Raw genomic sequence first — 12,628 nt, 5'->3', positions numbered from 1 at the left:
TCAGTGCAAAATCAGCCAGCACCCCATTCGCTGTAGGCAGGCTGATAACCCTGAGCCCGCAGCCAGTCAAATAGTGCCGGACCGGTACCCGCTGGCCAGGGAGATATTTCCTCATGTTTTACAAGCTTGAATTCTGCCAGCTCAGGTGACAGACTCACCTCTCCGCTGGCGCGCACATGATAAGCAATAATCAGCTGATTTTTGCGTTCAAAGCCGTAGACACCGACCAGACTGACCTGATCAGCCTGCAAGCCGGTTTCCTCCGCCACTTCGCGTGCAATCCCGAGTTCCGGCGACTCACCCTGCTCAAGAAAACCGGCAATCAGCGCAAAATGCCCTTCCGGCCACAGTGCGTTACGCGCCAGCAAAACTCTGTCCTGATATTCCACGATCGCTGCAAGTACGGGAACAGGATTATTCCAGTGCACCCAGTGCTCGTCCGGACAAGCCTGACGCAGCTTTTGCCCATCATCGGCATCAGCGCGTTGCGTCAGTTCTTTTGCACAAACCGGGCAATATCGCAGGTCCAAGTGTTTCCTTTCAGACTGGCAGTTGAGGAGGATGAGGATGCAAACGTGCCATGCAAAAGGCATCAACATACTGGCCGTCACGCAATGCGTAAGCCCTTAACCGGCCTTCCGTTTCAAAGCCAAATTTGCGATATAAATGAATCGCTGCTTCGTTATCGGTATAGACCGTCAGCTCGATCCGCAGCAAGTGCATCCAATTGTCGGCAAGACGTACCAGCTCAGCCATCAGCAAACTGCCGATACCGCGACCAGTATGGGATTCTGCAACAGTAATACCCAGCATTGCTACGTGTGCACGGCGACGCTTTTTTTCGGGATGGAGACCAGCGCTGCCGACGACCTCTTCACCGTCAACAGCAACCAATACGATGTCGTCACCGGACGACTGACGCAAACGTTCAGCCCAGACATCGACAGAAGAATAAGGTAATTGCAGAGTGCCACCATAGGCGGCGGCACCCTCGCTGATACGCTGCAATTGCGCAGCATCCGCCGGCCCGGCACGGCGGATGGTGATCATAATTTACCAGCTACCCAGTCGTTCACCGCCGCCAGTGCAGCTGGCAATGCTGCAGGATTGGTACCACCTGCCTGTGCCATATCCGGACGACCACCACCTTTGCCACCGACTTGCTGAGCGACAAAATTCACCAGTTCACCAGCCTTGATCTTGCCTGTTGAATCTGCTGTCACACCAGCGATCAGTGAGACTTTACCGTCGCTGACAGACGCCAGAACGATGGCAGCCGTTTTCAGCTTGTCTTTCAGCTTATCCATGGTTTCGCGCAATGCAGTCACGTCTGCACCTTCCAGCGTTGCTGCCAGAACTTTGATGCCTTTGATGTCTGCTGCTTGTTGCACCAGCTCGTCACCCTGACTGGAAGCCAGTTTGGATTTCAGTGTCGCCAGTTCTTTTTCCAGACCTTTGACCTGATCCTGCACTTGGGCAATACGGTTCAGCAATTCTTCCGGTTGCGTACGTAATGCTGCGGAAGCTTGTGCGACAGTATTGTTCAGTTGCTGTACCAGAGCCAGCGCGGCCTCGCCGGTTACGGCCTCAACACGCCGGATGCCGGCAGCCACACCACCTTCAGAAACAATTTTGAACAGACCGATATCGCCGGTGCGACTGACGTGCGTACCACCACAGAGTTCGCGTGAGGAACCGATATCCAGTACACGTACTTCGTCGCCGTATTTTTCACCGAACAAAGCCATCGCGCCGTGTTTGACAGCATCATCAAATGCCATCAGCTGTGCACGGGTCGCCTGGTTAGCCAGAATTTCACGGTTCACAATCGCTTCTACCTGACGGATTTCTTCATCTGTCATCGGCGCATTGTGGCTGAAGTCGAAACGGGTTTTGTCAGGATCGACCAGCGAGCCACGCTGTGCCACGTGCGCGCCCAGTACTTCGCGCAGCGCTTTGTGCATCAGATGGGTTGCCGAGTGATTACGCATGGTTGCTGCGCGGCGCTCCTGATTCACTTCTGCTTTCACGTTTTGCACGATGGTCAGTTTGCCTGTTGTGACTACACCGTGGTGACCGAAAACATCTGCCTGAATTTTCAGGGTATCGCTAACGGCAAACACCGCACCATCGCTACCCAGCAGTACACCGGCATCGCCGCACTGACCACCGGATTCCGCGTAGAACGGTGTAGTGTCCAGTACCACGATCGCGTTCTGACCAGCATTCACCTCGTTTACCGCAACGCCATCGACATATAACGCGACGATTTTTGCTTCATGCGCCAGTTGCTCGTAACCGGTAAAGCGGGTTTTATCGCCGGCATATTCGAGCGCTGCATTCATTTTGAATTTGCTGCCTTCACGCGCTTTTTCACGCTGAGCTTCCATCGCTGCGTTGAAGCCGGCCTCGTCCAGTGCGACATTGCGTTCACGGCAAATATCGGCGGTCAGATCCAGCGGGAAGCCGTAGGTGTCGTACAGAGTGAAAGCGGTTACGCCATCCAGATTCGCACTGTCTTTTGCCAGTGCCGCCTCCAGAATCTTCATACCGTTGCCCAGTGTTTCACCGAAGCGCTCTTCTTCCTGACGAATCACATCCGCAACACGGGCTGCCTGCTCTGCCAGCTCTGGGTATGCATTACCCATTTCAACAACCAGATCTGCAACCAGTTTGAAGAAAAACGGCTGAGTCTGACCCAGTTTATGGCCGTGACGCAGTGCGCGACGGGTGATACGGCGCAGCACGTAGCCGCGACCTTCATTCCCCGGAATTACGCCGTCCACGATCAGGAAAGCGACGCAACGGATATGATCCGCAATCACGCGCAGAGATTTGTTTTCCAGATCGGTACAGCCGGTTTCGCGTGCAGCCGCTTTAATCAGTGCCTGGAAAGTATCAATCTCATAGTTGGAGTGGACGTGCTGCAATACTGCAGACAAACGTTCCATACCCATGCCGGTATCGACGCATGGTTTTGGCAGCGGATGCAGTACGCCGTGCTCATCTTTATTGAATTGCATGAACACCAGATTCCAGATTTCGATGAAGCGGTCGCCATCTTCCTGATCCGATCCCGGTGGGCCACCCCAGATGTCCGGGCCGTGGTCGTAGAAAATTTCCGTACACGGACCGCAAGGACCAGTGTCTGCCATTTGCCAGAAATTGTCGGATGCGTAGCGTGCGCCTTTGTTGTCGCCGATGCGGATGATGCGTTCTGCCGGTACGCCGATCTCGTTTTTCCAGATGTCGTAGGCTTCATCATCTTCGTGATACACGGTCACTGTCAGCTTTTCAGCCGGCAGATTGTAGACAGTGGTCAGCAATTCCCATGCATAGCTGATCGCATCTTTTTTGAAGTAATCGCCGAAGGAGAAGTTACCCAGCATTTCGAAAAAGGTATGGTGACGTGCGGTATAGCCGACGTTTTCCAGATCGTTGTGCTTACCACCGGCGCGCACACTGCGCTGCGCTGTGGTGGCACGTGTGTACGCGCGCTGATCCTGACCAAGGAATACATCTTTGAACTGCACCATACCGGAGTTGGTGAACAGCAGGGTCGGATCGTTGCCCGGTACCAGGCTGGAGGAACGGACACGTGTGTGTCCTTTAGATTCGAAAAAACTGAGGAATTTCTCGCGGATTTCGGACGATTTCATAGATAAAGAGCTATAGAGCCATTCAGTCAAAAGTAAGATCCGATTATACGGTATAAAGCCAGCCTGCCAGCACAGTCTGGTTCAACGGTCAGCAAAACTCGCCAAGATTGCCGCCTGCGCAACAAAAAACGCCGCTTTTCGCGGCGTTTTCCGGTCAGAACCAGACATAAATCTGCATTAACAGTACGTAATTACTGCGTTTATGGTGTTACGCGACGGTTATTGTGCTTTTTTTCAGCGATTTTATGGCTGGCGACATTTTCTTCATGTGTCAGCTTCGCACGCTCCTGCTTGGTCACCACGCCGTCGGCTTTGGCAGCCTGTTTGTCGGCTTCAATTTTTGCTTCACGTTTTTCCAGATTGGCGGTTTCTTTCGCTGTCAGCTCACCGCTTTTAACGCCCTGAGCAATACGCTGCTGCTGACGTGCTTCACGTTTATCGATGCGCGGTGTTTCCGTATTTTGTGCAAAAACCGGTGCAACCATCAGACTTGCCAGAGTGATCAGGGCGATGCGCAGTGCTTTCATGGATTTCTCCTCAGATGTAGAAGTGTCGTTACGGGTTGTTCAGAGCTCTTGTATCCTCAACGCAGCCCGCGATAAAGCGCTGACCTGAATTTGTAGCGCTTTGTAGCCTTTTGTACATACTTCAGAAATCTGCGGGAATCAGATCAATGCGGTCGGTGCAGAACGCATCAACGCCCCATGACAACAACTCTCTGGCACGTTCAGGCGAATTCACGGTGTAACAGAACAAGCCATAGCCAGCATCTTTGACTTGCGCGGCGAGATCACGCGTCAGGCAATCATGACGAATATGCAAAGCACTGGCACCCACTTCCTGCAAATGCAGTTTCCAGTCCGGACCAGCCTCACGTACCAGCAAAGCGCGCGGAATATGCGGCGCGACTTCATGTGCGGCCAGCAATGCTGCACGGGAAAACGAAGAGAACAAAGGCAGGTGCTGTTTATCGACAGGGCTGAGGTCGGCAAACAATTGCAGCGTTTCCGCTGCTACCACCAGACCGGTTTCCCTTTCATAGCCCTGCGCGGGTTTAATCTCCACATTCATCCAGATACCTCTGGAACGGCAAAAATTCACCACAGATGCGTAGTCCGGCACAGGCTCTCCCTTGCAGTCGGCAGAAAACCAGGCTCCCGCATCTTGCTGCATGATGAAATCTGCATCATGCCCGGACACCTTGCCACTTCCTGCAACAGTCCGGCCGAATTCCTCATCGTGGATAACCACAGGACGCTGATCCTTTGATAACATCACGTCGAATTCCACAGCGGCAAAACCGTGTTCCCAGCCATAGCGCATGGCTGCCATCGTGTTTTCCGGTGCCAGCGTACCGGCACCACGGTGGGCTAAAACTTTGGGATACGGCCACATCTTTTTTCCTCCGTTTTCCGTTTCATTGATTTCCTCACAGGATACTCCAGGATGCGTTCCACAGAATTACCAAAAACCGCCTTAGGGCATATTCGTGTACTTGATCTGACCCGCGTACTGGCTGGTCCGTGGTGCGCACAGAATCTGGCAGATCTGGGAGCGGAAGTCATTAAAGTGGAGCGTCCGGGCAGCGGTGATGACACACGCAGCTGGGGACCTCCGTATCTGAAAGATCAGGACGGACAAGCGACTTCTGAAGCGGCGTATTACCTGACTGCCAACCGTGGCAAGCTCGCAATCACGGTAGATATTGCCACGCCGGAAGGTCAGCAAATCATCCGCGATCTGGCCGCCAAATCCGATGTGGTGCTGGAAAACTATAAAGTCGGTCAGCTGAAAAAATACGGACTGGATTACGAATCCCTGAAACAGATCAAGCCGGATCTGGTGTACTGCTCGATTACCGGATTCGGACAGGACGGCCCGTATGCGCACCGTGCCGGTTACGACTTTATCGTACAGGGCATGGGTGGTTTTATGTCTCTGACCGGTGAACGCGATGATTTACCGGGTGGCGGCCCGCAAAAAGCCGGTGTTGCGATTGCCGATCTGATGACCGGTATGTATGCGAGCATTGCCGTGCTGGCTGCACTGAATCACCGTGAGCGTACCGGTGAGGGGCAGTACATCGATATGGCACTGCTGGACGTGCAGGTCGCCATGCTGGCGAATATGAATATGAATTTCCTGACCACCGGCCAGTCGCCGAAGCGCTGGGGCAATGCGCACGCGAATATCGTGCCTTACCAGACCTTCGCGACTGCAGACGGCCACATCATCGTCGCCGCCGGTAACGACAGTCAGTATCGTAAGTTCGTCACCATTGGCGGCAAACCGGAACTGGCTGACGATGAACGCTTCGCCACCAATCCGGCACGTGTTCGTCATCGCGACATTCTGGTACCGGTACTGGCAGACATGGTCAGAACCAAAACCAAACAGGAATGGATCACTGCACTGGAAGAAGCCGGTGTCCCTTGTGGCCCGATCAATCAGTTACACGAAGTGTTTGATGATCCTCAGGTAAAAGCGCGCAATATGGAAATCAATATGCCGCATCCCGCTGCCGGTGAAGTAAAGCTGGTAGCCAGCCCGATGCGCTTATCAGAAACGCCGGTGCAGTATCAGAATCCACCGCCCATGCTGGGTCAGCATACCGCGCAGACTCTTGCATCTGTACTCGGTTACAGCGAACAGCAGATCACGGCGTTGTCCGGGCAAGGCATCATCTGAATCGCCCGAAGCGGGGCAACCAGCCACGCCGTATTTACGGCATCTGGCGACTACAGGCAGCAATTGGTCGCACAGCTGCTGCCCTGCTCCGGCTTCCGCATTAATCTGATTGCGTATTCACGATGACGGATCCATTCATGCGCTACATTCAGTTCACCCGACGTCCTTTGCTGCAACGCTTGCTGCATGTATTTATCATCAATCTGCTGTGCGCATTGCTGATCAGCAAACTGATGACCCGGAACATCAGTTTTATTGAAAATCTGGTGTTCTCCAACTGCATAGGCTATTGCTGCTTTTTCATGGTGCACGGCACATGCAGAGCCATCTGGCGTAAAGAAAAAATACCTCTGGCAGGCGTGATTGTGGCAACGCTGCTGCTGACCCCGGTCGGCTATTTCACAGGCTCCATGATTTCTGCATGGATATATGCGTATCCGGTGCAGGCAGTCCTGAAAAACCAGCTGCATTATTACGAAGCCATTCTCAGCGTCAGCGCGGTTGCTGCAACGATCGGTGCATGGTCGATGTGGAACCGTGCCCGCATTTCAGAATTACAGGCAGCGGCAGAAGCCGAGAAGGCGCGCTCTGCAGCGATTGAGCGTCAGGCGGTACAAAGCCAGCTGCAAATGCTGCAGGCACAGATCGAACCGCATATGCTGTTCAATACGCTGGCGAATTTGCAGGGGCTGATTGCACTCGATCCGGATCGTGCCCAGCATATGCTGGCGCAACTGATCACCTACATGCGCGCAACACTGCAGGCATCGCGTGCCGCTGAAACCTCACTGGCACAGGAATTCACCCTGATCAAAGCCTATCTGGAGTTGCTGGCGATTCGCATGGGCAAACGCCTGCAATACCAGACAAACCTGCCGGAATCACTCGCACAGGCCCGTATCGCCCCGATGCTGCTGCAACCACTGGTTGAAAACGCCATCAAACACGGGCTGGAACCAGCGATCAGTGGTGGCACGCTGATTGTCAGTGCCTCTGAGGAGCAACAGCAATTGGTGATCCGTATTGTCGATACCGGCCTTGGTCTCCCTGACCAGCCGGAAGCCATTCCGGGACCGGACGCACTCGGAAATCATGTCGGCAATGCCAATCTGCGCCAGCGTTTGCAAGCCTTATATGGCGATAGCGCCGGCTTTCATTTATATGCCAACCAGCCAGCGGGGGCGGTCTCAGAACTGCGCTTACCGTTGAATCTGAAACTTGAAACGAACGAGAAACTGCCATGAATGTAAGAGCCCTGATTGCCGAAGATGAACCGATTCTGGCCCTGACGCTGAAAAAACATCTGGAAAAGTTATGGCCGGAACTGCAAATCATCGCACTGGCAGAAAACGGGCCGGAAGCAGTCCAACTGACACTGGAACATCAGCCGGATATTCTGTTTTTAGATATCAAGATGCCGGGCAAAACCGGACTCGAAGTAGCGGAGGAACTGGCGGAAGAATGGCAGGATCAGACCACTTTCCCGCGCATTGTCTTTGTCACCGCATATGATGAATTTGCTGTGCAGGCATTTGAACACAGTGCCAGTGACTACGTACTGAAACCAGTCAGCGAAGAGCGTCTCAGCCGCACCGTTACCCGTCTGCAAAAGCAGCTATCTGCCGAAAGCAGCAGCGATCAGAATGCAGAAAGCGCTGTCAGCACTGGCACGCCGGCACTCGACAACTTAATTACGCAATTACAAAATCTTTTACCATCTGGCCAATTGCAAGGTCTGGCCACCACAACCAAAACGACTGAACCATTGCGCGTCATCCGTGCTGCAGTTGGCAACAATATCCGTATGATTCCGGTCGAAGACGTACTGTATTTTGAGGCAACCGACAAATACATCAACGTGGTAACGCGTGATCATGAGTCGCTGATACGCAGCAGTCTGCGCGACTTACTGCCACAGCTGGATACATCGCTGTTCTGGCAAATTCACCGCAGTACCGTCGTCAACATCCGCGAAGTCAGTCTGGCACAGCGGGATGAAGCAGGAAAAATAACACTGCGCCTGCGCAACAGTGAAGCCAAACTGCCCGTCAGCCGAGTGTATGCCCACTTGTTCCGTCAAATGTAATGAGCAAAGAACTTCAGATCCGCGATGCCACCGCGGCCGATGCTGCAGAAATCACGACACTGTTAGCCAGCCTCGGCTATCCCGATACCGAGCCGTTTATCGGACAGCGCATTCAAACGCTGCTGTTGCATCCAGATGCCCGCTTGCTGGTCGCCGAGCAACACGGGCGACTATACGGTGTTTTGTCGCTGCACTTTATTCCGCAACTGGCACTGGCGGGTGACTTTTGCCGTATCAGCTATTTCTGTATCGGTGATGATGTACGTGGTCAGGGTATCGGTGCATTACTGGAAGTACGCGCAACGGAACTCGCCAGAGCGCGCAATTGCGACCGGATAGAAGTCCATTGCCACAGCCGTCGTACCGATGCACACCGCTTTTATGCGCGTCAGGGTTATACTGAATCTCCCAAATACCTGATGAAATCTGTACGATGAATTTGCAAGCTTCCGCCGCTTTACCGCTGCAATGGCAGTGCCTTCCTTTTTCCGAATTATCACTGACACAATGGCATGACATCGTTAAAGCACGCATCGCGGTGTTTGTGGTTGAACAGAATTGCCCGTATCAGGAAGTGGATGGTAAAGACCCGCATTGTCTGCACCTGATGGCTTACACAGCAGACGGCGAGCTGGCTGCCTATATGCGTATCGTTCCGCCCGGACTCAGCTATCCGCAGCCGTCGCTCGGACGGGTACTGACGACAGAAGCCGCCAGAGGCAGCGGTGCCGGTAAAACGCTGCTGCAGCAAGGCATTCAGTATTTGCAACAGCATTATCCGGGGCAGGATATCCAGATCGGCGCGCAGTTGTATCTGGACAAGTTTTACCGCAGCTTTGGCTTTGAACCGGTTTCTGCGGTGTATCTGGAAGACGGCATCGAACATCAGGATATGCTGCGCCGTTCGGACACATGAACAACGACCGCAAATTCTGCAGGGCTATTCCGGCATCTGACCGGCAGCGCACTATAATGGCGGATTATCTGCTGCAATCTGCCACTTATTATGTCCGTCCTTACTCTGACCGAAGAAAATCCTTACGTTAATATTTCTGCATATAAATTCATCACATTTGAAGACCATGCAGAACAACGTCAGCGTTATTACGATCAGTGCGCTGCACTGAATCTGAAAGGTACGATCCTGCTGACGCCGGAAGGCATCAATATGTTTCTGGCGGGCTTTCGTCATGAAATCGATGCGTACATGGACTGGCTGCATCAGGACCCGCGCTTTGCGGATGTGGTGGCGAAAGAAAGTTTTTCTGACCGTCAACCGTTCACCCGCTTACTGGTGAAAGTGAAGCAGGAAATCATCACTATGCGCAAACCGCTGATTCGTCCGGAAGAAGGCCGTGCACCGGCCGTTGATCCGCAAACCCTGAAACGCTGGCTGGATCAGGGTCATGATGATGCAGGTCGTCCGGTTGTAATGATGGATACCCGCAATGACTACGAGGTCGATGTGGGCAGTTTCGACAACACCATCGACTACCGTATCCAGAAATTCACTGAGTTTCCGGAAATTGTCGAAAAACACCGTCCTGAACTGGAAGACAAAACCGTGGTGACCTTCTGCACGGGCGGCATTCGCTGTGAAAAAGCGGCAATCCATATGCAGAACGTAGGCTTTGATCACGTGTACCAGCTGGAAGGCGGCATTCTGAAATACTTCGAAGAAGTTGGCGGTGCGCATTATCACGGCGACTGCTTTGTTTTTGATTACCGTACCGCACTCAATCCGCAACTGGAAGCCACGGATACCAAGCAATGTTTCGCCTGCCGTGCTGTGATTACTCCGCGCCAGCAATTGTCACCGTGGTATGTCCCCGGCAAATCCTGCCCGATTTGTAAAAAAGAACACTCGGGTCGTGCAGAACCTGCTGCAGGTGCCGGCGTCTGATCTACTCTGAAACCGGCCGGAACTTCCGTTCCGGCCACAGGTCTATGCTGCTTTACGCAAGATAAAGCACATACCATGACCAATAAGCCTTTGCTGCTCAGCACCCTGTCGGCTGCCCTGCTGACACTCTGGACACCTTCCCTGCAAGCGCAATCCTCCGCAACTGCCGCTCAGACTGCTGCAAGTACCGTTTCCGGCGTGGTACGCGATCAAATGGATGCTGCCGTACGTCCGCAGGACGATTTCTACCGCCATGCGCAAGGCGGATGGCTGAAAGCAACGGAGATTCCGGCTGACCGTTCGGACTGGGGTGGTTTCATTCAGGCACGCGAACTGGTGCAGCAACAGTTAAAAGCCATCGTCGAACAAGCCGCAGCGAATGCAGCCAGCACCAAAGGCAGCAATGCGCAGAAAATCGGTGATCTGTACAACAGCTTTATGAATACCGGCAAGCTGGCCGAACTGGGCCTGCAACCATTACAAGCCGATTTGAAAGCCATTGCCGCACTGAAAGACAAAAAGCAATTAGCCGCTTTGTTTGCACAAATGCAGCAAGCCGGAGTGCGCACACCGTTTGCAGCAGCAGTCGAACAGGATGCGCGTCAATCCAGTGCTTATCTGCTGGTGTTGTCGCAGGCAGGCCTGGGATTGCCAAACCGTGACTACTATCTGAAGCAGGACGATGCCCGCATGACACAGGCGCGCGCCGCCTATCTGCAATACGTGCAAACCCTGCTGTCGCAGAGCGGTGACAAAGCAGCAGAACAGCACGCAGCGCAGGTACTGGAACTGGAAACAGCGATTGCCAAAGCGCAATGGAGCAATGTGGAAAACCGCGATCCGGTGAAGGTCTACAACAAACTCTCTGTTACTGAACTGCAAAAACTGACACCGTCCATTCAGTGGCAGGCATGGCTGAAAGCCCAGCACGCCGGCGTTACAATCAAAGAAGTGCAGGTCATGCAACCCTCGTATCTGCAAGGTTTGCAGCAGATTATTGGCCAGTTCAGTACCGAAGTCTGGCAAGCCTATCTGACTACACAGTTACTGGATGCTTACGCACCGTATCTGACCGATGCTTATACAGATGCGCATTTCGCCTTCCGTGGCAAAGTATTGTCCGGCATTGAGAGAAACCGCAGCCGCGAAAAACGCGGCGTCGAACTGACGGACCAGATGCTCGGCGAAGCCGTTGGCAAACTGTATGTGGAAAATCATTTCCCTGCGGAACGCAAAGCCCGTGTCCGTAAGATGGTGGATTACTTCCTGAAAGCCTTTGACCAGAGTATTGATACGCTGGACTGGATGAGTGAAGAAACCAGAAAACAGGCCAAAATCAAACTCTCCAAAATCAGCGTTAAAGTCGGCTATCCGGATCAGTGGCGTGATTACAGTTCCCTGCAAATTAAAGCAGACGATCTGATCGGCAATATCCGCCGCATCCGCGCCGCAGATCATGCGCGTGAAATCGCCCATCTGGGCAAACCGGTTGAGCGCAGTGTCTGGCATATGACGCCGCAAACCGTGAATGCCTACTACAGCCCGGAAATGAATGAAATCGTGTTCCCGGCAGCGCGTCTGCAGGCGCCTCTGGTCAATCCGCAAGCTGATGATGCTTTCAACTACGGCGCCCTCGGCATTTCGATTGGCCATGAAATCAGCCATGCATTTGATGATTCCGGCTCGCAATATGACGGCGATGGCAATCTGCGTAACTGGTGGACTGAGCAGGACCGTCAGAAGTTTGAACAACGCACCGGCATTCTGGTAGAGCAATACAATAAGTACAGTCCTGTTGCCGGTTATTTCCTGAATGGCAAACTGACACTGGGTGAAAACATTGCTGACAATGCCGGTCTGGTGATGGCGATCAAAGCCTATCATTTGTCACTGGAAGGCAAACCTGCTCCGGTGATTGATGGTTACAGCGCTGAACAGCGACTGTTCTTCGGTCTGGCGCAGGCACGCCGCTTCAAAGCCCGCGAGTCCCGCGCAATTATGCTGGTGAAAACCGACCCGCATTCGCCGGGGGAATTCCGTGTGAACGGCAGCCTGCGGAACACACCGGAATTCTATTCAGCATTTGATGTGAAGCCGGGCGACAATATGTATCTGCCTCCGGAACAGCGCGTCAAACTCTGGTAATTCCTGACCAGTTCAGGCAAGCCCCGAACAGCTGAATCCTTTATCCGGATTCAGCTGTTTTGTTTTGTGTAGCTTGTGTAAAAAAATTTTGCGTCACGGTGTAAGAAAGTCCGGCAGCCGCTGACTATCTCTGTACACACAACATCA

Annotated in this window: 12 protein-coding genes; 7 read left to right on the top strand and 5 right to left on the bottom strand. The window is 53.3% G+C overall.

What is annotated here, in order from left to right; translation table 11 throughout:
- Positions 1 to 11: 11 nt before the first annotated feature.
- The 5 genes from IE092_RS11345 to ugpQ all read right to left on the bottom strand — a co-directional run bounded on the left by IE092_RS11345 (position 12) and on the right by ugpQ (position 5,054).
- Positions 12 to 530: an NUDIX domain-containing protein gene (locus IE092_RS11345; protein WP_229793146.1), complete on the bottom strand. Its 519-nt coding sequence runs from the start codon at positions 528 to 530 to the stop codon at positions 12 to 14.
- 10 nt (positions 531 to 540) lie between these two features.
- Positions 541 to 1,050 (bottom strand): GNAT family N-acetyltransferase, encoded by a 510-nt coding sequence (locus IE092_RS11340; RefSeq protein WP_229793145.1) that lies wholly within the window; start codon positions 1,048 to 1,050, stop codon positions 541 to 543.
- Entirely contained in the window at positions 1,047 to 3,659 is a 2,613-nt protein-coding gene (alaS, locus tag IE092_RS11335; RefSeq protein ID WP_189357297.1) for an alanine--tRNA ligase, read from the bottom strand. The genes IE092_RS11340 and alaS overlap by 4 nt, the downstream gene beginning before the upstream one ends.
- 200 nt (positions 3,660 to 3,859) lie before the next feature.
- Positions 3,860 to 4,186: a hypothetical protein gene (locus IE092_RS11330; protein ID WP_229793144.1), complete on the bottom strand. Its 327-nt coding sequence runs from the start codon at positions 4,184 to 4,186 to the stop codon at positions 3,860 to 3,862.
- 121 nt (positions 4,187 to 4,307) lie between these two features.
- Positions 4,308 to 5,054, bottom strand: coding sequence for a glycerophosphodiester phosphodiesterase (ugpQ, locus tag IE092_RS11325; RefSeq protein WP_189357296.1), 747 nt, complete (start codon positions 5,052 to 5,054; stop codon positions 4,308 to 4,310).
- A 51-nt stretch (positions 5,055 to 5,105) separates the two neighbouring features.
- On the opposite strand from ugpQ, the gene IE092_RS11320 reads away from it, so the two are divergent.
- The 7 genes from IE092_RS11320 to IE092_RS11290 all read left to right on the top strand — a co-directional run bounded on the left by IE092_RS11320 (position 5,106) and on the right by IE092_RS11290 (position 12,481).
- Positions 5,106 to 6,347 (top strand): CaiB/BaiF CoA transferase family protein, encoded by a 1,242-nt coding sequence (locus tag IE092_RS11320; protein WP_189357295.1) that lies wholly within the window; start codon positions 5,106 to 5,108, stop codon positions 6,345 to 6,347.
- Positions 6,348 to 6,484: 137 nt separating this feature from the next.
- Complete coding sequence (locus tag IE092_RS11315; RefSeq protein ID WP_189357294.1) at positions 6,485 to 7,591, top strand: sensor histidine kinase; 1,107 nt, start codon at positions 6,485 to 6,487, stop codon at positions 7,589 to 7,591.
- On the top strand, positions 7,588 to 8,433 hold the full coding sequence (locus tag IE092_RS11310; protein ID WP_189357293.1) for a LytR/AlgR family response regulator transcription factor: 846 nt from the start codon (positions 7,588 to 7,590) through the stop codon (positions 8,431 to 8,433). The genes IE092_RS11315 and IE092_RS11310 overlap by 4 nt, the downstream gene beginning before the upstream one ends.
- Entirely contained in the window at positions 8,433 to 8,870 is a 438-nt protein-coding gene (locus IE092_RS11305) for a GNAT family N-acetyltransferase (protein WP_189357292.1), read from the top strand. Before IE092_RS11310 ends, IE092_RS11305 begins: the two co-directional genes overlap by 1 nt.
- Positions 8,867 to 9,349 (top strand): GNAT family N-acetyltransferase, encoded by a 483-nt coding sequence (locus IE092_RS11300; protein WP_189357291.1) that lies wholly within the window; start codon positions 8,867 to 8,869, stop codon positions 9,347 to 9,349. Before IE092_RS11305 ends, IE092_RS11300 begins: the two co-directional genes overlap by 4 nt.
- A 90-nt stretch (positions 9,350 to 9,439) precedes the next feature.
- Positions 9,440 to 10,336 carry a sulfurtransferase gene (locus IE092_RS11295; RefSeq protein ID WP_189357290.1) on the top strand — a complete coding sequence of 299 codons (897 nt, stop codon included), beginning with the start codon at positions 9,440 to 9,442 and terminating at the stop codon, positions 10,334 to 10,336.
- A gap of 75 nt (positions 10,337 to 10,411) precedes the next feature.
- The gene (locus IE092_RS11290; RefSeq protein WP_189357289.1) at positions 10,412 to 12,481 is read left to right on the top strand and encodes a M13 family metallopeptidase; all 2,070 of its coding nucleotides are present in this window, start codon (positions 10,412 to 10,414) and stop codon (positions 12,479 to 12,481) included.
- Positions 12,482 to 12,628 lie beyond the last annotated feature (147 nt).

Origin of the sequence: Cognatundibacterium squillarum (genome assembly GCF_014652435.1) — a bacterium.
GTDB lineage: Bacteria > Pseudomonadota > Gammaproteobacteria > Burkholderiales > Burkholderiaceae_D > Undibacterium > Undibacterium squillarum.
Note: the sequence above shows the minus strand (reverse complement) of the source record. Positions and strands in the feature narration are given on the sequence as shown.